The sequence below is a fragment of the Ralstonia flaminis genome, assembly GCF_958415495.1.
Classification (GTDB): Bacteria; Pseudomonadota; Gammaproteobacteria; order Burkholderiales; family Burkholderiaceae; genus Ralstonia; species Ralstonia flaminis.
This window is the reverse complement of sequence record NZ_CATZLL010000012.1, coordinates 123,983-148,331: the sequence shown is the minus strand read 5'-3', so window position 1 is coordinate 148,331 and position 24,349 is coordinate 123,983. Positions and strand designations below refer to the sequence as shown.

General features: G+C 63.7%; 17 protein-coding genes and 4 tRNA genes. 4 read left to right on the top strand and 17 right to left on the bottom strand.

Going from position 1 to position 24,349, the window contains the following annotated elements; genetic code table 11:
• Window positions 1-52 precede the first annotated feature (52 nt).
• Window positions 53-128: transfer RNA gene (locus R2N11_RS18535), tRNA-Lys, on the top strand.
• A 103-nt stretch (window positions 129-231) separates the two neighbouring features.
• Here R2N11_RS18535 and R2N11_RS18530 read toward each other — a convergent pair.
• The 7 genes from R2N11_RS18530 to gudD all read right to left on the bottom strand — a co-directional run bounded on the left by R2N11_RS18530 (window position 232) and on the right by gudD (window position 11,777).
• Window positions 232-2,640, bottom strand: a complete 2,409-nt coding sequence (locus R2N11_RS18530; RefSeq protein ID WP_316681930.1) for a hypothetical protein — start codon at window positions 2,638-2,640, stop codon at window positions 232-234.
• 12 nt (window positions 2,641-2,652) lie between these two features.
• On the bottom strand, window positions 2,653-4,182 hold the full coding sequence (locus R2N11_RS18525) for an SLC13 family permease (protein ID WP_199032323.1): 1,530 nt from the start codon (window positions 4,180-4,182) through the stop codon (window positions 2,653-2,655).
• A gap of 225 nt (window positions 4,183-4,407) precedes the next feature.
• Window positions 4,408-5,349, bottom strand: a complete 942-nt coding sequence (locus R2N11_RS18520; protein WP_316681929.1) for an aldose 1-epimerase — start codon at window positions 5,347-5,349, stop codon at window positions 4,408-4,410.
• Complete coding sequence (locus R2N11_RS18515) at window positions 5,349-6,548, bottom strand: porin (protein WP_316681928.1); 1,200 nt, start codon at window positions 6,546-6,548, stop codon at window positions 5,349-5,351. Before R2N11_RS18515 ends, R2N11_RS18520 begins: the two co-directional genes overlap by 1 nt.
• Window positions 6,549-6,644: 96 nt before the next feature.
• Window positions 6,645-9,056 carry a glycoside hydrolase family 31 protein gene (locus tag R2N11_RS18510; RefSeq protein WP_316681927.1) on the bottom strand — a complete coding sequence of 804 codons (2,412 nt, stop codon included), beginning with the start codon at window positions 9,054-9,056 and terminating at the stop codon, window positions 6,645-6,647.
• A gap of 10 nt (window positions 9,057-9,066) precedes the next feature.
• Window positions 9,067-10,359, bottom strand: a complete 1,293-nt coding sequence (locus R2N11_RS18505) for an MFS transporter (protein ID WP_199032327.1) — start codon at window positions 10,357-10,359, stop codon at window positions 9,067-9,069.
• 65 nt (window positions 10,360-10,424) lie between these two features.
• The gene (gene gudD, locus R2N11_RS18500; RefSeq protein WP_316681926.1) at window positions 10,425-11,777 is read right to left on the bottom strand and encodes a glucarate dehydratase; all 1,353 of its coding nucleotides are present in this window, start codon (window positions 11,775-11,777) and stop codon (window positions 10,425-10,427) included.
• 105 nt (window positions 11,778-11,882) lie between these two features.
• Between gudD and R2N11_RS18495 the strand changes: the two genes are divergently transcribed.
• On the top strand, window positions 11,883-12,638 hold the full coding sequence (locus R2N11_RS18495) for a FadR/GntR family transcriptional regulator (RefSeq protein ID WP_316681925.1): 756 nt from the start codon (window positions 11,883-11,885) through the stop codon (window positions 12,636-12,638).
• 326 nt (window positions 12,639-12,964) lie between these two features.
• On the opposite strand, the gene R2N11_RS18490 is transcribed toward R2N11_RS18495, so the two are convergent.
• Window positions 12,965-13,666 (bottom strand): response regulator transcription factor, encoded by a 702-nt coding sequence (locus R2N11_RS18490; RefSeq protein WP_316681924.1) that lies wholly within the window; start codon window positions 13,664-13,666, stop codon window positions 12,965-12,967.
• Here R2N11_RS18490 and R2N11_RS18485 point away from each other — a divergent pair.
• The gene (locus R2N11_RS18485) at window positions 13,640-13,930 is read left to right on the top strand and encodes a hypothetical protein (protein ID WP_199030046.1); all 291 of its coding nucleotides are present in this window, start codon (window positions 13,640-13,642) and stop codon (window positions 13,928-13,930) included. The two genes, R2N11_RS18490 and R2N11_RS18485, sit on opposite strands and share 27 nt — an antisense overlap.
• Before the next feature lie 225 nt (window positions 13,931-14,155).
• On the opposite strand, the gene R2N11_RS18480 is transcribed toward R2N11_RS18485, so the two are convergent.
• The 4 genes from R2N11_RS18480 to R2N11_RS18465 all read right to left on the bottom strand — a co-directional run bounded on the left by R2N11_RS18480 (window position 14,156) and on the right by R2N11_RS18465 (window position 20,535).
• Window positions 14,156-16,471, bottom strand: a complete 2,316-nt coding sequence (locus tag R2N11_RS18480; protein WP_316681923.1) for a CHASE2 domain-containing protein — start codon at window positions 16,469-16,471, stop codon at window positions 14,156-14,158.
• A gap of 4 nt (window positions 16,472-16,475) precedes the next feature.
• Window positions 16,476-18,182, bottom strand: coding sequence for a FecR family protein (locus R2N11_RS18475; protein WP_430715454.1), 1,707 nt, complete (start codon window positions 18,180-18,182; stop codon window positions 16,476-16,478).
• Complete coding sequence (locus R2N11_RS18470; protein ID WP_316681921.1) at window positions 18,166-18,879, bottom strand: response regulator transcription factor; 714 nt, start codon at window positions 18,877-18,879, stop codon at window positions 18,166-18,168. Before R2N11_RS18470 ends, R2N11_RS18475 begins: the two co-directional genes overlap by 17 nt.
• A gap of 414 nt (window positions 18,880-19,293) precedes the next feature.
• Window positions 19,294-20,535 carry an MFS transporter gene (locus R2N11_RS18465; RefSeq protein ID WP_316681920.1) on the bottom strand — a complete coding sequence of 414 codons (1,242 nt, stop codon included), beginning with the start codon at window positions 20,533-20,535 and terminating at the stop codon, window positions 19,294-19,296.
• 101 nt (window positions 20,536-20,636) lie between these two features.
• Between R2N11_RS18465 and R2N11_RS18460 the strand changes: the two genes are divergently transcribed.
• Window positions 20,637-21,098, top strand: a complete 462-nt coding sequence (locus R2N11_RS18460; protein ID WP_199030049.1) for a winged helix-turn-helix transcriptional regulator — start codon at window positions 20,637-20,639, stop codon at window positions 21,096-21,098.
• 50 nt (window positions 21,099-21,148) lie between these two features.
• On the opposite strand, the gene R2N11_RS18455 is transcribed toward R2N11_RS18460, so the two are convergent.
• The 5 genes from R2N11_RS18455 to uvrC all read right to left on the bottom strand — a co-directional run bounded on the left by R2N11_RS18455 (window position 21,149) and on the right by uvrC (window position 24,268).
• Window positions 21,149-21,222: transfer RNA gene (locus R2N11_RS18455), tRNA-Cys, on the bottom strand.
• A gap of 91 nt (window positions 21,223-21,313) precedes the next feature.
• Window positions 21,314-21,389 (bottom strand) — tRNA-Gly (locus R2N11_RS18450).
• Window positions 21,390-21,441: 52 nt separating this feature from the next.
• Window positions 21,442-21,517 (bottom strand) — tRNA-Gly (locus R2N11_RS18445).
• Between the two features lie 132 nt (window positions 21,518-21,649).
• Window positions 21,650-22,225 (bottom strand): CDP-diacylglycerol--glycerol-3-phosphate 3-phosphatidyltransferase, encoded by a 576-nt coding sequence (gene pgsA / locus R2N11_RS18440; protein ID WP_199030050.1) that lies wholly within the window; start codon window positions 22,223-22,225, stop codon window positions 21,650-21,652.
• Window positions 22,226-22,294: 69 nt separating this feature from the next.
• Window positions 22,295-24,268 carry an excinuclease ABC subunit UvrC gene (uvrC, locus tag R2N11_RS18435; RefSeq protein ID WP_316681919.1) on the bottom strand — a complete coding sequence of 658 codons (1,974 nt, stop codon included), beginning with the start codon at window positions 24,266-24,268 and terminating at the stop codon, window positions 22,295-22,297.
• Between the last annotated feature and the right edge of the window lie 81 nt (window positions 24,269-24,349).

Genomic DNA, 24,349 nt, shown 5'->3' with positions numbered 1-24,349 from the left:
ACAAAGGACTAGCGCGATCCAAGAAAGGTTGATATAGTCTCATTTCTTCGCGGGGGCGTTAGCTCAGTTGGTAGAGCAGCGGACTCTTAATCCGTAGGTCGAGTGTTCGAGTCACTCACGCCCCACCAGAATATGAAAGGCCCGACAGGCAACTGTCGGGCCTTTTTCATTTCTGCGATTTCCATCGCGAAGACATGGATCCGTGCAGATCCATGTCCGGGTAGCGCGCCGCTATTCCGCCTCTGCCACAAACGATACGAACTGCGCTGACGACCACACCTTCTGGTCGCCCCGCTCCCGCCCGTGGAAGTACACCGGCCGGAAGCCAAATGGTCCATTGACCGGCTCGACCTCCAGAGCCCCGCTCACGTCGACTGGCAAGGGCCGCTCAGTAAGCCGCTCCACCGCAATGAACAGCTCGGTACCGCCGAGCTCAAGGCGCAACCCGTCCTTGGCAAGCAATTCGGCCCCACTGATCTCCCAGTGGAAATCCGGCGCATGGGCAAACGGATTGCGCTGCAGCGGATCTCCGACCTTGATGTAGCTGTCGATGTGTCCTTCGATCACGATCCGCGCGGCGGCGAGGTTGCCGATGTCGATCTCGACGCTGTCGGCATCGCCATAGGTGTCGCTGCGAAAGCCGATGTCGGTGGTGCCTTCTCGCCAGCAGGATTCCTCCAGGTGCTCGAAGCCATGGCCGCCAAAACGGTGGATGGTGCCGTTGAGAATGCGGATGCGCCCCTGCCAGGCAGCCCAGCGGTAGCGATCCCGGATGCGGGCGCCGCCCCAGCGTATGCGAATCAGCCGATCGGAGAAGCCGGCCTCCTGATGCAGGTTGCGCTCCCAAATCAGGCCGGTGTGGTCGTACGCGGCGAGGTATTCCCAGCCGGCCTGGCCCAGGAACCGGTAGTCAAAGCGCGCGGGGCCTTGATGTGTAAAGGCGTCGCCCTGGATATGCTTGCCGCTGCGTACCAGCAGCGCCGTGTGTTCACCAGTGCTGGCCCAGGTGTGGCGTGCACGCAGGGCTCGGCCAATCGATTGGCGGTCGAGCCGCTCAGCCAGCACACCCGTCAGGCCGCCACGCACACCGAACACCTGCACACCGGGCGCACCACCAGCGGGCCGCCCGCGATGCTCATCGCCGCTGGCGGCCACGCCGAGCTGGTAACCGCGCGCGATCACGTCACGGTACAGCCAGTCGAAGTGCCCCCAACTGGAGGCGATCTCCACGAGCCGCTCGAGCTGCGGGTGATGCCAGTCCGGGATATAACGGCGCCCGCCCACGTGCGGCATGATCAAGTGCTGCTCCGGTGCGTCGATGTACGCGTCCCACAGTTCCTCGATCGGCCAGCGGCCAAGTTCTGCGGCGCTGCCCTTCATGTCTTCATTCCACACCAGCGTGCGGTTGTGCTCGCCGCGCGCGTTGTAGGGGAAGCCCGGCGTTTCATCGCCGAGGAAAACGACGTTGTGGTCACCGCCGGCGGTGGAGCTGCCGCACCACTCCTGCACCGGATACGCGACAAAGCGGCCCGGCTCGTTGAAGGTGTTCACCGCATCCAGCCCGAGCCTCCAGTTGGCATCGGTGATCTGGAAGTCGTTGACGGTGTAGCCGAACACATCAATGCCGCCGATGTCGCGCGCGTAGGCGGCGTTGTATGCAGGGCTGTTGGTGCCGACGGTGTCGTGGGCGTGCACGTGCAGGTCTGCATAGAACGCGCGCGGCGCGTTGGGTGCATCGAAGATCGACAACCAGGCAGTGCCCTTGCTCACGTGGGGCGCGTTCAGCAAGACGGCCTCCAGTCGAAGCGTGCCGGTGCCCGTGGGCAAGTCATCGATGCCGAGCGTGGCCCAACCGCCCTCCGGTACCGGGTAGTCGCGCTGATGCACAGGCGTATCGCCATCCCAGGCCGTCACGCGGATCGCACCGCCCACATTCGAACTGATATTTCCCCACCGGTCGAGCAATGACGTGCGCACCGACAGTGGCGTGCCCGGCCGAGCAAAGCGCGGCGCCTGGAGCAACACCTGTGCGGGCTGTCCCGCGTGGATGTCGATCACCACATCGCCCGGCACGGCCACAAAGCGCGAGGTACCCAGCGGGTCAACGTACAAGCGGAAACGAAAGCTGTCTTCGATGAAGGTCTGCACACGCGTGCCGGGCCCGCCGCGCCGCCGGTCGCCCAGGCGGATCAGGATGTGGTCACCCGCGTTCAGGTAGCCGTCGAGCACGTCGACGATGATCGCCTTCTGGAACGGCCGCTCGTGGCCCTTCTGCTCGAAGCGCACGCCCAGCGCCTGAACGGTCGCAGGGCTTTGTCCAGGCACCAATGGGCCGGCTTGGTATTCGGCACTGAGGTAGTTGGCGCCGGTCGGGTCGGTGGTCTGAAACAGCGCCCAGTCGGAATAGAACTTGAAAGTAGTTTTCAGCCACGCGCCATCGGCAATGCCCGAGGCTCCGACTTCATAGTCGATCAGGATCTCGGCCCACTCGCCCGCCTCCAGCCGGCTCACCGAGCAGGTGGCCCGGCCAGCAAACGGCAACGCCTTGTTCTTTTCATACAGGCCAGCGGGCGCGTGATGCTCGCCCAGCCGCTCCCGCAGGGCGGCATAGCCCAACGCCGGGGATGCTCGGTCGTTCATGGAAGACTCCGATCAATGGAAAGGCCACGGTGCACCCGCGTCCCATACGGGCATGCCGAGATGCGCGTACCACGGCGCCATCACGAACACGCCATAGACAATGCCGATCAGCACGGACACCACACCCACCTTTGCATAATCCGCGGTGGTGAAGGTGCCGCTGCTGTAGGCGACCACGGCGGCGGTGATCTGCGTGGGGAGGATGTAGGCAAAGCTGTCGCTATCGCACACCAGCAGCGTGAAGGCCACGGGATGCAGCCCCAGCTTGGGCGCGAGCGCCAGCATGATGGGGGCGATCATGGTGACGGCAGCCACGTTGGAAAGCATGGCGAGCCGCGCCACATGCGTGCCGATCATCACGATCAGCAGCGCCAGCCACCACGGGTGGCCTTGCGCGAAGCGATACAGCCAGTCGGCCACCCAAGGTGCGAGGCCGGTCTCGCTGATGGCGGCAGACAGGCTGAGCGCACCCGCCAGCAGGAAGAACGTGCCCCAGATCGTGCGGTTCTGAATGTCCTTCCAGCCCAGCCCGGTCAACCCCGGCACGAACAACGCCGCCAGACCGAGCAGTGCCACGATCTCGGAAGGCTGGCCGTGCCACGACTCGGTGGCCCATAGCACAGCCACCGCCGCGAACACCAGCAGAATGGCCTTGGCATGACCGCCTGCCGGCGGCAACGCGGCACGCTCAGCCGCAATCGCGGCAGTGCCGCCGGGCAGACGCACGGCGCGCGACTTGAAGTAGAACTGCACCCACAGTTGCGTCAGCACGAACATGCCCAGGTAGGGCCACTGCAGTTTGAACCAGTCGAGATAGGACAGATGCAGGCCGAGCTGCTTCTGCAGCAAGCCCACAATGACCAGGTTAGGCAAGTGCGCGGTCAGGATGCACATACCGCTGATCATCGAGCCATAGACCAGCGACTGGATGACAATGGCCTTCTTGGCGCTACGCTCGCGCGGCGTGTCGCCAAACAGATCGGCGATGCCATTGACCACCGGCAGCAGCGCCGCCGCACGCGCATTGGCCGCCGGCACCAGAAAGCTCAGCACAAAGTTGATGGCAAACATCGACCAGATCACGCCATTGGCGGTGCTGGTCTTGAGCTTGTCGAGCAGCCACAGCGCAATGCGGCGGTCCAGCCCAGCGCCCTGCATGATCGACGAGAAGAGGAACGCGGTCAGGCACAGGAACACTACCGGTGTGGCGAAGCCGCTGGCGGCCTTGGAGAAGGGTGTAACGGCGTGCGCAAGCACCAGCAAGGCTGGAATGAGAATGCCGCTCACCCCCACCGGCACCGCTTCGCTCATCCAGATCACGGCAGCCCAGGCCACCACGGCCAAGGTGGCACGCCCCGCAGGCGACAGCCCCTCTGGCTGCGGCAGCACAAACAAGACAAGCAAAAATGCCGCCCACGCCGCCACAAAACCGAGGCGCGCCTTGAGCAACGGGTTGAGCCGGAAGCGAACACCTGTGATCGCCTGGCCAGATTGCCAGCCAGACTGCGAAGACAGCGATGACGGATTGACTGGACTGCTCACGATGACCCCATGACGGTTTGCTGGATGCACAAAGACGCCATGCTGGTCAATCTGCTCCCCTTTCAGGGCAATGCTACGGACTTATGCCGGGCCGCCAACGAATCAGTTCGCATATCGTCATGACCCGGCTGTCGAAGCGGATCAAGCCGCAACTAGCCGCGGCCGGTCGATACCGTAATCAGGGTTGAAGCGCACCGCGCTGCGCGGTGCGCCACTTCACCGAGGTCAGCTAACAGTGGCCTCGATGCGCAATTGCATGCGCAAGCGCAGCGTCTGGCCGGGCATCAAAACGCGTAGCCCTGTCCCCTTGCAGCCCTGCTCGGCCAGATTGACCGCATCCGCCACGTGCGAGACCGGCTCCATACAGAAGTAAGGCTGCCCACTCGGCGCATGCAGGATGAAATGATCGAGGGGATCGTCAGCGCGCAACGTGAGCGTTGCCCCGTCGGCGCGTGACACAACGGCCTGTTGCTGCCAGTTGCTGTAGTAGACGCTGAGGGCGTCGCCTGGCAATGCACGTGCATTGCTGAAATCTTCGCGCGCCGTGATCGGCTCGCTACGGATGGCGACCTCGCCGGCATCCGTCGGCCACATCGTCTCGGCAGCAAACCGCACATGCATGCCCGGCGTGCGAACGAAGTATGGGTGAAAGCCGCCACCGGCGGGCATGTCGTCGCTGCCTTCGTTGCGCAGGGTCAAGACGGCCTCAAGCCCCTCCGGGCTCAGCACCAGCGTTTGCGTGGCGGTGAATGCCCAAGGCCAGTTGTCGACTTCGGGCACGTAGCGCAGGCCGAGCACGATCGACGACGCTGTCAGTTGCTCAACCGCCCACGCACGCGCGTGCGCGACACCGTGCATGGCATGCGGCTGGCCCGGATGCGGCGTGAGACGAATCTCGCGGCCGGCCCAGACAAAGCGGCCATCGCGGATGCGGTTGGAGAACGGCAACAGCGGGTAGCAGCCCGTCTTGGGCCATGCCAACCCGTCGAAGCCATCACGCAGGCAAGCCTCGGACATCGGCGCCAGCCAATCGATGCGCTGGCCGCCCTCGCCGGCCGAAGCCAGCGAGGCAATGCGGCCACCCGCCGCCGGCGCGACAGTCATCGTCAGCGCGCCGGCGCGCAGGGTGTGCACCGGCCCCGGTGCGAGCCAGGTCTGACTTTGCATCAGAACGAGTGACGTACACCCACCATGCCAACGAACTGGCTACGCCCATTGGACGGCGTACCGTTCTGCGAGTCGCCCACGGATGCCACCGCATCGACGATGGCGCCGTTTGCGAGCCGCTGACCGCTGGCGCGCTGGTAGCCTTGGATCGCATAGAAGGCCGTGCGCTTGGACAGCGAGTACAACTGCTCCATCGTGAACTGGTTGTACTTTGCCGGAGAAGTGATGCCGTTGCGCGCTTTCTCAGCCGTGTAGCTGTAGCCAACGGCCCAACGGAATGCCGGCGTCAGGTCATAGGTGGCAATCACGCCCACCGTGTTGAACGTGGCGGATTGCGTAAACGATGAAAATGCACCCGGCTTGTACTGCACGTTCGAGTAGTTCAAACCCACCATCGCCTTGCCGAACGTATAGCGCGCCGCCGTAGCAATGAGTTGCGCCGAGTCAGCAGACGCGTACCCCGCATTGACCGGCGAATTGATGGCGAAGTCTCCGACATTGCCGAAGCTGGCCGTCTTGTTGGCTGTCGTGTTATCGGCAAGGTTCTTCAATCGCGTATAGCCCACACCCCAGCCGAAGCCTTGGTAGTCATAGCGCAGACCGGCGCTCACGCTGCTGCCGTTCGAAATGCTGCCCGCCTGTTCACCCAAGCCGTATTGCACACCCGCCTGCAGGCCGCCGAACACGGGCAACGTATAGGTAATGGAGTTTTGCATACGCAGGGTGGTATCCAGCGCATCCACGTCGCCCGGGTGCGCGCCAACTGCGCCGGTCAGCACATTGGTCGGCCCCAGTGAAGCCACATACTGGAAGTACGGCGTATAGGCGCGGCCCAGGATGACCTGGCCATAGTTCGTGTTGCTCAGGCCAACATAGGCTTGGCGATTGAACATGTAGCCCGACTTGCTCTGCGCGCCCGTGGCAGCGTTGATGCCGCTTTCCAGCCGGAACAGCGCCGTGTTGCCACCGCCCAGGTCTTCCGTGCCGTACAGACCGAACTTGCTGGCCAGCAAGGCGCCCGAGTTGATGTAGGTATTGGAATGCCCGCCCTGGTTGCTCGAATACGCAAATGCGTTGTCGACCACGCCATACAGCGTGACCGACGATTGTGCCGATGCGTGCATCGACACCCCTGCGCACAGCAGCGCGGCGCATGCACAGACAGGTTTGACAGAAAATTTGGCTCGTGTGGTTTTCATCGTTGTTATCTCGGTTTTGGTTATCTCCAGCACCTTGGGGAAACCGTGCATCTCCGGGCTCTCCGCGCCCGGTTTCGATGCACGGTGGATGCGGCACTAGGCCAGCAACTGCAGCGTCAGACGGCGCCAGCCGCCTGCAACGTTGTCTTCAACAATACGGGCCTGTGAGGCCTGCACCTGCCGCGCCTCGGCAGCGGGCAAATGGATCTCGATGGTGTCTGTCGGCACCGGCATGCGGCCTTCGCGCGAGACATGCAGCGTGACGGTCAGCGCGTCTGACACGGCGCGCACGTTCCAGTGGCCCTGCTCGCCGTGGCGCCAGGCCTCGGTCTCGCCGTCGTCCTCGATGCAGCCGCCAACGGCCTCGCCGGCACCGCTCGTGGGTACCACAAGGAAGGCACGCTGATCGGCACGCCGGTCGAAATGCTGCTCGGCCACGTTCAGCGCAACCACGCCGCCTTCGCGAATCAACATCACCGGTTGGTCCCACGGCGAAGGCAGCGTGACGGTCTGCCCGCCCTCGAATGCCTCACCGCTCCAGTACGACACCCAGCGCGCGCCGGCGGGCAGGTAGACCTTGCGCTCGACCTGCCCTTCCTCCACCGTCGGCGCCACCAGCAGCGACGCACCCAGCATCATGTCGTCGCTTTCGTCATAGCAGCGGCGGTCCGTCGGGAACTCGGCAAAGGTCGGGCGCAGCACCGGCTCGTACGCCTGTGTCGACTGCCACAGCAGCTCGTACAGATACGGAATCAGGCGGTAGCGCATCTTGATGAGCGACGCGATCTGCGCGGTGACCTGCGGATACATCCATGGCTCGTTGACAGTCTTGTCGTCATTCCACGAGTGGATGGAGAAGCGCGGCATGAACACGCCAAACGCCACCCAGCGCACCAGCAGTTCCGGCGAAGGGGCCGGGCCAGAGAACCCGCCGATGTCGTGACCGATGTTCGACACGCCCGAGAGCGAGAGCCCCAGGCCCATCTTGAGGTTGTAGCGCAGCGTTTCCCACGAGGTGTAGTTGTCCCCCGACCAGGTCTGCACATATCGCTGCATGCCGACGCCACCCGAGCGCGACACCAGGAACGGCCGGCGCTGTGGCGCGTATTCGACTTGTGCCTCGCGCGAGGCACGCATCATCAGCATGGTGTGCAGCACCTTGGCTTCGCGGATCGGCTGCTTCTTGCCAAACCCCTGCGCAAAGGCATCGGGTGACCACACCTCGAACTCGTTGTTGTCGTTCCAGGTGGAGACCATGCCGTATTCGAGGAGCGTGCTTTTGACGTTGGCCTTCCACCAGTCGAGCGTTTTCGGGTTGGTGAAGTCGAGATACGCGCCCACCTCGTCCCAGAACTGCACCCAGGCCGGTTCACCACTCGCATCGCACACCAGCAGGCCGGCTTCCTTGGCTTCCGCAAACTTGGGGTGATCCTGCAGCAGGCACGGCTTGATGTTGGGGCACAGGCGAATGCCGGCATCCATGTAGCTCTGCACGAAGCCGCGCGCGTCTGGGAACTTGTCGGTGTTCCAGTTGAAGACGTAACGCTTCGGGCCAATCGACGTGTAGCCCGACGACAGGTGAAACGAATCGCACAGGATGTCGTGCTCGCGGCAACCCTTGATGAACTCGCCCATCTGCTCCTGTGCGTTGGGCGCGTCGGTGTACGTCATGGTCGAGCCGGAATAGCCCAGACCCCACTTCGGCATCCATGCCGGACGACCGGTCATCCACGTAAAGCGGCGCGTGGCATCGAGCGGTGTATCGGGCGAGGCGATGAAGTAGTAGTCGAGATCGCCAAACGGCGCCGCAAAGTACCGATAGTGGCCGTGGTAGTTGTCCAGCTCGCGGCCCATGTCAAAGCTGCAGTCGGACAGCGTGTCGTAGAACAGGCCGAAGCCCGTGCCGTTCTCCGGGTGCCACGTCACGTAGAAGGGGATGTGCTTGTACAGCGGATCGGTCGTACGTGCGCTGTAGCCCATCGCATCGATGTTGCGCATCTCGTAGCGCTGGTGGGCACGATTGAGCTCGCCGGCGCGTTCACCCAGGCCGAAGTACATCTCGCCCGGTTCGCGACGCACGTAGTGATAGACCTGATCGTCCCAGTAGCCAAAGTTGTAGGCCTGGGTAGCGCGATCGTGCAGCACCGCCTGCCATTGGCCAGCGCGGCTGATCTCCCACGTACAGAAGCCGCCCACGAGTGCAATGCTCAGGCGGACCTTGCTGGTCTGCACGCGCAATGTGCTGGCGTCAGACTGCAGCGCAAATGCCGGCAGCGAGAACCCGCTGAGGTCACGACGGTTGCGCCCTTCGAGCGGCGTATCGTCGGCGCCCGGCGCAATCGACCACGTGGCCGGGCCGCGCAAGTCACCGTGCGGCAATACCAGCACACGGATGATGTCCTCTTCAAGCACGAAGACTTCAATCGCAGCGCCAGTGCTGCTGGTCAGGCGAAGGCGGTTGCCTTGTTGCGCCTGGAGTTCGAATCGGGGGGGATGCAGCATGGACATCGGTTTCAATTCAATTTGAAGCGGAGAGTTTCATCTGGCGTGCAGCACGCTCTTCCTGAGACTGACCGCGGATCAGGATGATCAGCAGCACGGCGGCAATCACATCAAACGCACCCAGCAGGCTGAACAACGGGCCATAGCCCACCGTATCAGCCAGGGCACCCACCACAGCAGTGAATGCCAGACCGCCAATCCAGCCGGACATACCGGCAAAACCGCTGGCTGTACCCACTTCTTGCGGATCGAACACGTCTGCGCTGAGCGTATTGACTGACACGGAAATCATCTGGTGCGCAAAACCGCCCACGCAGAACAGCGCAATGGCCACATAGGGCGACGCCACCAAGCCCACGCATGCCGGGCCGATCATCATCAGCGCGCCCAGTACCACGCCGCCCACACGCGACCACACCAGCGGAAGGCGACCATACTTCATCAGCAGCGGCGACAGATAGCCGCCAGCCATGCCACCCAAGTCCGCAGCGAGGAACGGCAGCCACGCAAACATGGCGATCTGCTTCAGATCCATGCCGCGCTCCTTGAAGAAGTACAACGGGATCCAGAAGCTCAGCGTCTGCCAGGCAGGCTCGGTAAAGAACCGCGCCAGGGCGATCGCCCAGAAACGGCGCGACAACACGATCTCGGAGATCGGCCGCTTCTCGTGCTTGCCCCCCGCCGAACGCAGTTGCCCGTCGGTGATTTTTTTCAGCTCTTGCTTGGACAACCGCGGATGCTCGTTTGGCGAACGGTAGAAGGCAAACCACAATGCCGCCCAGAAGAAGCCCAGCGCACCGGTCACCACGAACGCGGCTTGCCAGCCGTGCCGCATGGAGAGGAACAACACCAGCGGCGGTGCCAGCATGGCACCAAACGACGTGCCCACATTGAACCAGCCCGTCGCCACCGATTTTTCCTTGTCCGGGAACCATTCCGCCACGGCCTTCATGCCCGACGGAATGGCCGCTGCCTCCGTCAAACCCATCAACGCACGAAAGCCTGCCAGTGACAGCCAGCCCGTCGCGCCTGCGTGCAGCACACCGGAAAACGACCACAGCACGGCAAACAGCGCAAAGCCGATGCGCAAGCCGATCAAGTCGACGATGAAGCCGCAGACCGGCTGCATGAGCGTGTAGCCAAACTGAAACGCCATCACCACGTAGCCGTACTGCTGCGTGGTCATGGACAGATCTTCCTTCAGCGTGGGCGCCAACACGCCGAGTGAATTGCGCGCCAGGTAGTTCATGATCGTGCCCAAACACACCAGCACGATGATCCACCAGCGCAAACCCTTGATGGTCTTCAAAGTTCGTCTCCAGACATTTTTTGTTTTTTGAAGGGCGGCCTCACACCGCCCCGGGTCTATCTACTTCAGCGCACCAGACACGGACGCTTGTTGTTGAACTTCCAGTCCGGCACAAGGTATTGCATGGCGGCGGCATCGTCGCGTGCGCCCAGGCCGTGCTGCTTGTACAGCGCGTGCGCCTTCTCAACCTGCGCCATGTCAAGCGTCACGCCCAGGCCCGGCACGGCGGGCACATCGATCTCGCCGCCCACGATCTGGAACGGCTCGCGCGTCAGACGCTGGCCGTCCTGCCAGATCCAGTGCGTGTCGATGGCGGTGATGTTGCCGGGCGCGGCAGCAGCCACATGGGTGAACATCGCCAGCGAAATGTCGAAGTGGTTGTTGGAATGCGAGCCCCAGGTCAGACCCCAGTCGTCGCACATCTGCGCCACACGCACGGAACCCTGCATGGTCCAGAAGTGCGGGTCAGCCAGCGGGATGTCGACCGAGTGCAACTGGATGGCGTGTCCCATCTGGCGCCAGTCGGTGGCAATCATGTTGGTGGCAGTCGGCAGGCCGGTGGCACGGCGGAACTCAGCCATGACTTCGCGGCCGGAGTAGCCGTTCTCGGCACCGCACGGGTCTTCGGCATATGCCAGCACGTCGTGCTTGTCGCGGCACAGGCGGATCGCCTCTTCCAGCGACCAGGCCCCATTCGGGTCCAGCGTGACGCGCGCGTCGGGAAAGGCCTCGGCCAAAGCGGTGGTGACAACCATTTCGTCGTCGCCGCTCAGTACGCCACCCTTGAGCTTGAAATCCTTGAAGCCGTAACGGGCGTGCGCGGCCTTGGCCAAGCGCACCACGGTTTCGGGCGTCAGCGCTTCTTCGTGGCGCACGCGGGTCCAGTCGTCGGTGGCGTCACTGCCGTCCGCATAGTCGAGGTTGGTGCGCTTGCGGTCGCCCACGAAGAACAGGTAACCCAGCACCGGTACCTTGGCACGCTGCTGCCCCTGCCCCAGCAAGGCGGCCACGGGCACGCCCAGGTGCTGGCCCAGCAAGTCCAGCAAGGCGCTTTCCAATGCTGTAACTGCGTGCACTGTCGTGCGCAGGTCAAAGGTCTGCAGCCCACGCCCGGTCGCATCGCGATCAGCAAACTGCCGGCGCACGGTATTGAGCACGTTGTTGTATGCGCCGATCGGCTGCCCCACCACCAGCGGCGTCGCGTCTTCAATTGTCTTGCGGATCGCCTCGCCGCCCGGCACCTCGCCCACGCCGGTATGGCCATCGGAGTCTTCCAGGATGACGATGTTGCGGGTGAAGAACGGACCGTGCGCGCCGCTCAGGTTCAGCAGCATGCTGTCGCGGCCCGCCACGGGAATGACCTGGAGGCGAGTGATGCGCGGCGTGCGCAGGGTGGATTCAGCAGAGTTGTGGTTCATGGCCGTCACGTACGTTATCAGTCGTCATACAACATGGAGCGGAATATAATGGACGCATCCACGCAGAACCACCCCTGGTAAACCCGAAACCCGTCCGGAGACAGCATGCCCACCCCAGGCTCCCCCGCAACGCTTGCGCGCCGCACCCAAAGCCTGGCGGAAGTGGTGGTTGATTACGTCAAGCAGCGCATCGCCACCGGCGAACTACGTATCGGCGACAAGCTGCCCACCGAGTCGGAATTGATGGAAGCACTGGGTGTCAGCCGCACCGTGGTGCGCGAGGCCACTTCACGCCTGCAAGCCAAGGCGCTGATCGAGACTCGTCACGGCATCGGCAGCTTTGTGCTGCCCCCGCGCCAGGACAACACCATCCACTTGGGTGCCGCCTCCACGCTGCACGACATCCTGGCCATGCTGGAGTTGCGAGTGGCGCTGGAAACCGAATGTGCGGGCCTGGCCGCCCAGCGCGCCACGCCGGAGAATCTCGCCACGCTGCAGCAAGCGCTCGACGCCATCGAAGCAGACCAGGCCGCCGGCCGTGACAGTGCGGCGTCCGACCTACGCTTCCATCTGACCATTGCGCGCGCCACCGGCAACCAACACTTCGTGACGGTGCTCGACCAACTGGGCAAGACGCTGATCCCGCGCAGCCGCATCGACGCATCGCAGGTTGGCTACTTGAACTCGCAGGAATCGCGCACCACCGTCAACCGCGAGCACCACAGCATCTTCGAGGCGATCTCCCGCAAGGAGCCGGAAGCCGCCCGCGCGGCCATGCGCATGCACCTCTCGAACAGCCGCGAACGACTGCGCCGCGCACACGATCTGGCCGCCCCCGCAACCCCCGAGGCCTTTACCTGAGCCAGCCGGCGCTTGAATCGGTGGGTCGGCTCCTTGTTGTACGACGTCTTATAACAAATCGACACACATTCAGCGCTACCGTACCCAGATGCGTGTTGATAAAGATTTGCATTGTGTCGGCGCCAGCCACGTAACCTGAATAGGCACCGACCCCTCGTGGGTGCGCTCCGGTCGCGGAAGAGAGAGCCGCGATCTACTTGGCCCTGATGCTGCTGTCCCGAGTATCAGGGCGCTTTTCTTTGGGCGCTCCCATTCGAGCAACAAAAAAGCCCCGACAGGCGGGGCTTTGTTTTGTGTGGGGGGGGGCTTTCAGCGCTGCTGCGTCATCAAACGACGCTTTCCATCACGCGCTCCAAGCAGAAACCCTGTCCGTAGATCGCCCGCAGGCGCAGGCCATTCTCAGTGCCCAGCAGCAACTTCTTGCGCAGGCGGGAGACGTGCGTGTCAAGCGTGCGTGAGTACGGGCTCAGCTCACGCCCCCACAACGCCAGTTCAATATCTGCACGAGACAGCACACGCCCGGCATTTGCAAACAGCAGCAACGCCAACTCAAACTCGCGAGCGTGCACCGCCACCTGAGTATCGCGCAGGCGGATCGAGCGGTTCTGTCGGTCGATCGTGTAGGGCCCCAGGCAAATTTCGGAGGCGCGCACGGCACGGCTGACGGCAAAGCGGCGGATCAGCGCATCGAGACGCGCCAGCAGCTCCGGCGGGCGAATATCGCCCTGGAAGCACAGATCTGCGCCGTGGTTCAATGCGTCGGCGGTCTCAACATCGGCCTGACCGTCAGCAAGATAAACGATGGCCATGCCAGGCCCCACACGCTCGCGCACTGTGCGCACCAGCGACAGCCCCGGCATGTCATGTGCATTTGCACCCACCATCAGCAGGTTGATGCCGTGCACATCGATGGCCTCGAACACCTGACGGGAGAGAAACAGCGGCACGCATTCGAAGCGCGACGGCTGCAGCGCGGAGTGAATTGCCTGTTGGCGGGCGATATGTGTGTCGATCAGGCCGATCTTCATGGCTCGGTCTCTTTCTGGATGGGCCGCGAAGCACAGCATGCAACTGCTTCACGTAAATCAACTGCAAATGACATCGCGCTGGCGCGCATCAACCCGACCGATGCCCTCGTCGCGCGAAGCGAACAAACGCCGACCAGCCAGCCAGACCTGTGCATCCTGCGGCAGATTCCCGTTGCCGCGCAGGGCTTGGTGCAGTTGCATGCGAAGGTGTTCGTATTCGCATTCGTTCAGCACATCGGTTGCGGTCTTGCTCAACATACGTAGCACCTTGGGTCGCCGGTCATTCCTGCGTGGTTCGCTTCTGCCTGCGCTTCCGGTTCTCGCCCAGGTACCGCCGTCTCTCGACCGGGTGCATCACCCGAGTACGTTGTGCTGGTCGGCAAATGAACTGTAGGGCCGCCAGACAAGCGGATTGCAAATGATTGAAAAAGGAAAGTGGCAGAAGCCGCACCGTGTGTGCGGTTGCCGAAAGAGCAAACGCCTGCGTGGTCAGGCGTCTTGGTGAAGCGGCCCGCGCGGCAGCCAGACTGTGAAGGTGGAGCCCAGCCCCGGTACGCTCTGCACGGTGATGCGACCGCCATGACGCTCAATGGCAGTCTTCACGAAGACGAGGCCGAGGCCGCTGCCCGATGGGGCGTTGGCTCCCGTCTCATGCAAGCGGTGGAATGGCTGGAACAGCCTTGGCTGATCCGCCAGCGCAATGCCAGCGCCCTGATCGGCCACGGCCACCGTGAATGCCCCTTCGTCGGCCCCCACCGATACCGTCACCAACGAACCCTGCGCGCTGAACTTGATGGCGTTGTTGAGCAGGTTAACCAAGGCACGCACCAGCAGGCGCGGCTCGCCGCGCACGGGCGCTTCGATGTCCGCCTCCACGCGCACCTCGACCTGATGGCGATTCGCCAGGGCCCAGACCTCGTCGGCAGCATCGAGCACCAGCCCAACCAGATCCACGTCCACCAGTTTGAGCGCCTGGGATTCGGCGCGTGCCAAGTCGATGAAGGCGTCAGCCAGCTCCAGCGTACGTGACGAAAGTTGCTCGATGCGGGAGAGCAGCACCTCTCGATCCAGCGCGCGCGAGGCATCGCGCTGCAGCTCAATCAGCGCCAGGATCGCGCTCTGTGGCGAGCGCATGTCGTGCGAGATGAAGCGCAGCGCCTCTTCACGATGGCGCTCGGCTTGGCGCACGGGGGTGATATCGGCAAAGCTGACGATGATGTCAACGGGGCGACCGGCGTCGTCGCGCAACGCGGCGGCGTGCATGAGCACCGAACGGCCATCGTGTGTATGCAGCTCGACAGGCTCCAGCTTGGCGTCGGGGTCAGCCAACCATTGCGCCCAGTAACGTTGGCCCGCAGTCGGATCGGAAAATGCGCGCGTCAACAGGCTCGGCAGGTCACGCAGCGCCGCGGCGCGGTTCTGGCCCGGCGTGCTCAGTTGGCCGGTGAGCCCCGCGCTGCGGCCGTTGGCAAGGCGGATCGCTCCGTCCGGTGCGCAGATGACCGTGGCATCGGGCAAGCTTTCCAGCGCATCGGCCAGGAAGCGGCGCAGCCCGCGCAGCTTGTCGATGAGCGAGGCCACCGCATCCATGTGTGCACCGAGCGTGCGGCCCGTGCGGGCGAGCGGTGCAGTATCGGTCAGTACACCGGGTTCGCGCGCGAGGCGATAGAGTTCGGCGCGCAGGAAACGTAAAGCGGCTTCCTGCTGGCGCCAGCTCCACAGCGGGTACAGCACCAACGGCCCGACCAGCGCGGCAAACGGCGGCAGCCAGCGGTTGCCAAGCACCAGCACAGCGACCACACCCAGCAGCAACACTGCTGCACTCGCCAGCGCCACGGCCAGCGCCATGCGTGGCGTGAACCAGCGGACTGCGCACGCGGTCATCAGCAGCGGCAGCAACGTCATCACCCAGAACACGCCGTTCGGCACCGGCAGGATGGCGTTGCCGTCGAGCACCGTTTGCGTGGCGTTGGCCAACACCTCGACGCCGCTCATCGTGCGCGACGTGGGCGTGGCGAAAATATCCGACACACCCGAAGCCGTCGCGCCAATCAGCACCAGCTTGCCCGCGAAGACTTCGGGCGGCACACGACCATTGAGCACATCCAATGCAGGCACATGCCGAAAGGTACCGGCCGGCCCGGCAAAGTTCAGGCGGATATGCGCCTGTCGCATCCACCCACTGGCGTCAGTTTCCAGATCGAGCGTGGCTGGCGTTGACACGGGCGCTTGTGCCGCCAGCCGCGCAAGTTGAACCGCCAGGTGGTCGAGCATGTGCCCGCGTGGGCCTTCGGCCAGATACATGCCGCGTACCACGCTATCGGCATCGGCCGCGGCATTGATATGGGCGACAGTGGCCTCGATGCCGAGGAACGGATAGTGATACACGCGCCCCTGCTCCGTTCGTTCCGGCAGCGCAGGCAGGATGACGTGACCGGCCTGGGCGATGGCCGCAGTCAAAGCGCGATCGCCCTCGGGGTGCGCGAGGTCCGGTTCGATAAACAGAATATCGACGCCGATTCCGCGCGGGTGCGCCGCCCCTACACGTGCCAGCAGATCGGCCAGACGGCTGCGCGGCCACGGCCAGCGGCCCACTGCATCCAGGCTCTGATCGTCAATGGCGACGATGACGATGTCGTCGCGCGCTGGATGCCCATGCAGCGTGATCACTGTGTCATACAGCGCCGAATCCAGCCGTTCGACCACACTCCAGCGCACTGCACCGATCGTCAGCAGTGCAGCCAGCAGCACCAGCACGCCCCACTCCGCCAAAGAGCGCAGCCTGCCATGCGGAGCTGTTCGCATCGGGTCAGCGAGGGTTGGTACGACCGGACCAGTCATTGAGCAAGAGATTGCCGCCGCCGCTCTGCACGGGGTTGCGCGACGAATCGCCGACGAACGCACCAACGTCGATGCGCTGCGGCTTGGCATACATAACCGATGCCGGGTCGCCCAGGTCAACGCCCGTGCGGATGTAGTACGTACCGGCTGGCGGCTGCGGAATGGCGGCTTCGCTGCCGTCACTCACGATGTCGGCAACCGGTTTGGCAAAGGTCGGCTCGCTGGCAAGCTGCACGCGCGTGCGCGCGCCGGCTGCTGCCAGTTCGGGCGCGAGTGCGGGCCAGTGGGCGTGCAGCATGCCGTCGTCGCCTGCATCAACGGAGGCTGGGGGCACAGCACCCGGCGGAATATCGAGCGCCTGGAAGCGCAGCGCATCGCTCCACGGGCCGGTCTTGCCGTCTTCAGCCACCGAGCGCACGCGCCACCACCAGGAGCCTGCGCTCAACGCCTTGGTCACGCGCACATCCTGCCCGCGTTGCTGGACAACGGGCGACGCAAAGGTCTCCGTGTCGCCTACTTCTACATCGTAGCTGCGCGCATCCGACACCGTTGCCCATGAGAACACCAGCTCACCGCTGCGATAGGTTTTTCCGCTCGCAGGCTGAATCGTGTATGGCGCCTCCGGGTGCAGGCGCACCGTAAAGGGTCGCGTGGCCGACGGGCTGGTCAGGCCAAGCGCGTCAATGCTCTGCACAACCAATGTGTAGTCGCCGTCTTCGTCACCGCACAGGGTAGCGCCCGGCGTCTTGCTGTGCTGATAGGCACTCAGTTCGGTCAAGGCGGCGTCACGCGCAACGGCCGCACGATAGGCAACCGCCCCTTTCACCGGCTGCCACGTCGCCCGGAAGCACGGCCGCTGCACCAGATCCGGAATGGCGTCGAGTTTTGGCGCCGCAGGCAGCGCCGCGCGCTTGAGGTGTCCGCCTGAGACCTGTACGCCAAACCCGGCTTTGACTCCCTGCGTTCGGCGGCCGGCCTTGGTGGACACCTCCCCTTCGAGCACGGAGCTGGTCGATACGGACTCGCTTGCCTGCACGCGGAAGCGCGTGCCGCGTACCCCCGTCACGAGCGAAGGCGTAGAAATCTCATAGCGGCCCACACCCGTTTTCCTGGGCGAAACGTTCGACTCGGCCTCGCCCTGCTTCACGTGCACACGCACGTCGATCAGCCCCGCGCGCGCAAACGCACGCACACGCGACAGCGCCACGCGGCTGCCCGGCGGCACGGTCACGCGTGTGCCGTCATCAAATGCGAGCGTGACGGCGCCCTTGTCGCCGGTTTCGATCTGCGCGTCTTCTGCGAGCTTCATGCCGGCTTGCAGCGGCTTGCGGTCGGCAGTCGTGGCGTCGCGCGCAAACACGACCTGCGCCGTGGCCGGCACCACCGGAATGCGATCAAAGGGAATCCGCAGCACAGAGCCCGGCTGCAGGCGGTACGGATCCGCGACGTGGTTGCGCTGCTGCAGCAGGCGCCACCCCTCGACGCTATCCAAGTAGCGGTCTGCCAGGGCGATCAGCGTGTCGCCGGGCTGGACGCGATAGAGGAAATCGCTGCCGTCTGCGCCGGAAGGCTGTGCAACCGCCGCCTGCCAGACGCCCCCAAAAACAACAAGCGCGCCGACAACCGCGGCGCGCCCGAGCCCTTTGCGTCGAAACATTTCAACCTGCTTCGCCATCGTCTTGTGTGGTTTCGAGTCGATAGCCATGCGAGTACACCGAGACAAGCCGCACGCCATTCTTCTGATTGAGATCCAGCTTGAGCCGCAGCTTGGAGATGTGGGTGGCGAGTGTGCGCGAATCCGGGCCGATGCTGCGCCCCCAGACGGCTTGCTCGATCAGCTCGCGCGGCACCAGCTTGCCGACATTGCGGAACAGGTACAGCCCCAGGTCGAACTCCCGCGGCGACAGCTCGACCTGCGAGCCATTCAGCGTCAGCACACGTCCGATCGGGTCGACAGCATACGGACCCACGCGGATGCGCTCAAGCGATTCGCTGGTGCGCGGCGCGGCGCGGCGCAGCAAAGCGCCCACGCGTGCCACCAGTTCAGCGCGGCGCACCGGTTTGATGACGTAGTCATCCGCGCCGGCAGCCAGCCCGCGCACCACGTCATCCTCGAGTGAACGGTTGGTCAGAAACAGCACCGGCAGCGCAGGGCCGACCGTCTGCCGCACCCAGCTCACGAGCTGGATGCCGCTGATGTCCGGCAACTGCCAGTCAAGCAGCAGCAGGTCGAAGGTTCGATCCCGCAGCGCCTTGACGAAGGCATCACCACTATTGAAAGACTCGCATTCGTATCCGGACGAAACCAGGATCTCTCGAATCAACTCCGATTGCGCCTGGTTGTCTTCTACCGAGGCAATTCGTATCGCCATCTGGACTGCCTTTTCCCCGCTCCGGGCCCGGCTGTTCAGCCGGCTCCCGCCGCCGCTACATGGGACGCCGGCTCGCTCCCTTTGTCGTTGTGATCGGGGTCCCGGACCAGCGCATCATGGTTTGATCCGCCGGTCACCTCCGGCGCGGCACCGACTCCCGCGCAAGACCTTACCCAGGCCACCAACATGCCTTACATGTCGACTTGAGCCCAGGTCATCCTAAAAGGCCAACCCTGTCATATTGCAAACAATTGTGAAAACCTAGGCGCAGAGCCAAAGTTCTGTCGTGTTCTATCATTTTTCACCACGTCAGAACAAGGCAGACCCCTTCGAAAAGTATAGGACTCGGCTTATCGAATGGCAGGCCCGCCGGGTATACACCGGTCTAGCACACCCCTCGAAAGAGGGGAATTGCTAGCGCGCTTCCACCTCCAGCCGGCGCGTCCACGCCGCGGTTGCCGCCCAGAACCCCAGCGCCGCCACGCTGATGCCCGCGCCCAAGAGGCACACGCCCAACCACCCCGTCCACGCATACACCGCTGTTGAGGCCATTGCCCCCAGCCCACTGCCGGCCGCGTAGAACAGCATGTAGGCACCGACCAGTCGGCTATGCGCGTCCGGATGCAAGCGGAAGATCAAACTCTGGTTGAGCACGTGAACGGCCTGCCCACCCAGATCAAGCAGGATGACGCCAACAATGAGCCAGGCTAGATGCTGCAAACCCAACCCCAACGGCACCCAGGCGATCAGCAGCAACCCCAGCGCGGCGGCAGTGGCCGGCTGCGCCCACCCGCGGTCTGCTAAGCGCCCCGCACGTACTGCCGCCAGCGCACCTACCGCCCCTACCAGCCCGAACATGCCGATACCCGCCGTCGAAAACGCATACGGCGGCGCACTCAACGCCAATGCCAGCGCGCTCCAGAACACGCTGAATGCTGCAAACATCAATAGGCCGATCAACCCACGCACCTGCAGCACGCGTTCGGTCAGCAGCAATTGCCACATCGAGCGGAGTAGCGCGCCGTAGCGCATGGGCACAGCTGCTATCGGCGGTGCTGGCAGCCAGCGCCACAACACAGCCAGCATCGTTACCGAGATCCCCCCCGACACGGCATACACCGCTCGCCAGCCCCAGGCATCTGCGATGATGCCCGCCACCGCCCGCGCGACGAGCAACCCGATCACCACGCCACCTTGCACCACGCCGAGCACACGGCCGCGCTCTTTCACCGAGGCCAACGCAGCGGCACAGGCGATCAAACCCTGCGTCATCGCCGTCCCCAGCAGGCCAACGCCCAGCATGCCCAGCAACAGCGGCCAACGCGCTTGTGCGAGGCACACACACAGCAGCGCCGCAGTCAGCAATACAAGCTGAACAAGCAACAGTGGCTTGCGTGGCCAGCGGTCACCCAGCGGCACCACCAGCGCCAACGCCAGCGCGCATCCCGCCTGCGTTGCGCCGATGATGCCTCCGGTCCAGGCATCGCTCAGCGCAAAGTCGCGGGCCAACGCATCGAGCAACGGCTGCGCGAAGTAGACGTTGGCCACGCTGACCGCCGCACACATCGCCAGCATGGCAACCCAAGCCCGTGGCAAAGCGCCCACGGGAGCAATCTTCTCCCCGGGCGAATCAGCAGCAAGAGAATCGACAAGCATGCATACCCCATCTGGTTTTAAATTAAAACCAGATGAGTCTAGGCAGACTTGTTTTATCATGCAACCACTTGACCGACGCGGCCATTCGCCGCCCATGGACCATGGTTCAACGCAAACGCTTTGACGACTCCACCTGCCCTGTCGCGCGCGCACTCGATGTGATCGGGGACCGCTGGATGCTGCTAATCGTGCGCGATGCTTTCGACGGCCTGCGCCGCTTCAGTGAATTTCAGAAGAGCACCGGTGCTGCGCGCAACATCCTGGCCGACCGCCTGCGGCTGCTGGTCGAGCACGGCATCTTTGCCGTGGCCCCGGCCTCCGACGGGACGGCGTATCAGGAATACGTTCTGACCCCCAGGGGCGAGGCGCTCTTCCCGCTGGTCGTGGGTCTGCGGCAATGGGGGGAAGCGCATCTGTTTGCGCGGGGCGAGAGGCATTCCGTACTGGTCGACAAGCAAACGGAACAGCCGCTCGCGCCGATGCAGCCCGTGGCCCGAGACGGCCGTACGATTCGGGCAACAGAAACAGAGGTGCGCAAGGTGGCGGTCAAAGCGCGCGGCTAGGCGCGATACCAAAGAAAAAGCCCCGAACCAGTCGGGGCTTTTTTGCATTCTGGAGGCGGAGGCCGGAATCGAACCGGCGTACACGGCTTTGCAGGCCGCTGCATAACCACTTTGCTACCCCGCCAAGGGCTGAGCACCGTATTGTAGCAATTCGTGAAGAACTGCGTTGTGCCGTGCCGATAAAGAAAAAGGGAAGCAAGGCTTCCCTTCGGGATTGGAGCGGGAAACGAGGCTCGAACTCGCGACCTCAACCTTGGCAAGGTTGCGCTCTACCAACTGAGCTATTCCCGCGTAACCGGTTATGCCGCCGTGCACCACATCAACACGGCCACATATTTCAAACTGGAGCGGGAAACGAGGCTCGAACTCGCGACCTCAACCTTGGCAAGGTTGCGCTCTACCAACTGAGCTATTCCCGCATTTTGGCTATCAGCACTGCCGTACAACTTTTGTGCTGCCAGACCGTTTCGTCACATCGCTGCAACGAGAAAGAGATTATGGCAAAAAAGAATCGCGCTCGTCAACACTTTTGCGCGAGAGTTTTTGCAGGCTCACTTTGCGCGCTCGCGGATCTGCGGCCAGGCGAGCTTCATGTAGTAAGCCATCGACCACAGCGTGAGCACCGCTGCCACGTAAATCAGCCAGGTTCCCCACATATGCGCGTCGATCACGTCGAGCAGCTTGCCCTCGAACAGCAGCAGCGGAATCGCGATCATCTGGAAGGTCGTCTTCAGCTTGCCGAGCATGTTGACGGCTACGCTCTTTGACGCGCCGATCTGCGCCATCCACTCGCGCAGCGCCGAGATGGTGATCTCGCGGCCGATGATGATCAACGCGACGATGTCCGAGACACGGCCCAACGCCAGCAATACCAGCAGCGCTGCGGCCACCATTAGCTTGTCGGCCACCGGATCGAGAAAGGCGCCGAACGATGAAGTCTGGTTCCAGCGGCGCGCGAGAAAGCCATCGAACCAATCGGTCAGTGCCGCGACGATGAAGAACACCGCGGCCGTCAGATTCTTGGCGGGCAGCGCCATCCAAGTGTCCGGCAGGTAGAACACGCCCACCACCAGCGGGATCATGGCCACACGCAGCCAGGTCAGGAGGATCGGGAAATTGAAAGGCATGGCAAGTCGAGAAAACAACTACTGCGCCGGGTCATGCGCCGGCGCGGCAAGATGGGGCATTGTCGCCGATCAATGCAGCTGGCGGTAGATTTCTTCGGCCAGGGTCTGGGAGATGCCTTCCACCGTAGCCAGCTCATCCACGCTGGCAGACATCACGCCGCGCAAGCCGCCAAAGCGCGCCAGCAGCCGCTGCCGGCGCTTGGCGCCAATGCCCTCGATCTCTTCCAGCCGCGAGGTATTGCGTGCCTTGGCCCGCTTGGCGCGCATACCAGTGATCGCAAAGCGGTGCGCTTCGTCACGGATTTGCGCGACCAGCATCAGCGCGGCGCTGCCCTGCCCCAGCTCCAATGAAGACCGGCCGTCAGCGAAGATCAGCGTCTCCAGACCAACCTTGCGGCCTTCGCCCTTGGCTACGCCGACCAGCAAGCCGATGTCGAGCCCCAACTCTTCAAACACCTGCCGCGCGACTTCCACCTGCCCCTTGCCGCCGTCGATCAGCACGATGGTGGGCATGTTGGGTGTGTCTTCGCCCGCCTGCTCGACGATCTTCTGGTAGCGGCGGGTCAGGACCTGGCGCATGGCGGCATAGTCGTCGCCGGGGGTGATGTCCTGGATGTTGTAGCGGCGGTATTCGCCGTTTTGCATGGCGTGGCTGTGGAAGACCACGCACGAGGCCTGCGTGGCCTCGCCGGCGGTGTGGCTGATGTCGAAGCACTCGACGCGCAGCGCGGCAAGGTCTTCGAGATCGATACCGATGGTCTCAGCCAGTGCGCGCGTGCGGGCCTGCTGGCTGCCTTGCTCTGACAGACGCCGCATCAATGAAAGCTCAGCACCCTTCTCGGCCATCTCCAGCCACGCACGGCGCCCGCCCTGCGGCTGACGCACGACAGACACGCGGCGCCCAGCCTGCTCGGCCAGCGCGTCGATGAGTTCCGTTGCATGGATCGGGTGACTGACCACCAGCACGGGTGGCACGAACTGGTCCAGGTAGTGCTGCGCGACAAACGCTTCGAGGATGTCGCTGGCCATGCGCTCCGGATCGCGCGCCAATTCCGCTGCGGAAGCACCCTCGGCTTCCACGTCTTCCCCAACGATGGCGGCACCATCCTCCACGTGAGTCGGAAAGTAGGCCTTATCGCCCAGATGCCGGCCGCCGCGCACCATCGCCAGGTTCACGCAGGCGTGACCACCCTTGATGGCCACGGCCAGGATGTCGATGTCGCTGGCCTGCCCCACCTCTTCCACCGATTGCTGCGTAAGCACGGTCGACAGCGCGCCGATCTGGTCACGTACGACGGCGGCCTGCTCAAACTGAAGCGCTTCTGAATAGCGCTGCATCTTGTCCTGCAGCGTCTGCATGACTTCGTCCTGACGACCTTGCAGGAATCCGGCCGCGTTGGCGACGTCGCGGGCGTAGTCCTCAGGGCTAATCGCCTGCACACATGGGCCACTGCAGCGATGGATCTGGTGCAGCAGGCACGGGCGCGTGCGGTTGTTGAAGACGGTGTCTTCGCACGTGCGGAGCTGGAACACCTTCTGCAGGATCTGCATGCTCTCGCGCACCGCATGCGCACTCGGGAACGGACCGAAGTACTGGTGCTTGCGATCCGTCGCGCCGCGGTAGTACGCCATGCGCGGATAGGCGTGCTGCGTGAGCTTGAGATACGGATACGACTTGTCGTCGCGAAACAGGATATTGTAGCGCGGCGCCAGCGCCTTGATGAGGTTGTTCTCAAGCAGCAGCGCTTCGGCCTCGCTGCGCACGACGGTGGTGTCGATGCGCGCGATCTTCGCCACCATCATCGCAATGCGCGGCGAGAGCAGCGTCTTGTTGAAGTAGCTGGAGACACGCTTCTTCAGGTCACGCGCCTTGCCCACGTAGAGCACATTGCCCTGCGCATCAAAATAGCGATACACGCCGGGCAGGTTGGGCAGGCGCGCGATGTACGCTTTCGCATCGAAATCAGGCACATTCGCGGGCGCGCTGGACTCGGCGCTCTCAGGCGTCTCAGGAAAATCGGGTGGCGTGGGGTCGGACGGCATGACGTTCGCAGGCTCAGAGGGCGTCAGTGTAGAACAAGCCGCCGACTACAATGTCGGCCCACCGCCTTTCCCGCCCGACTC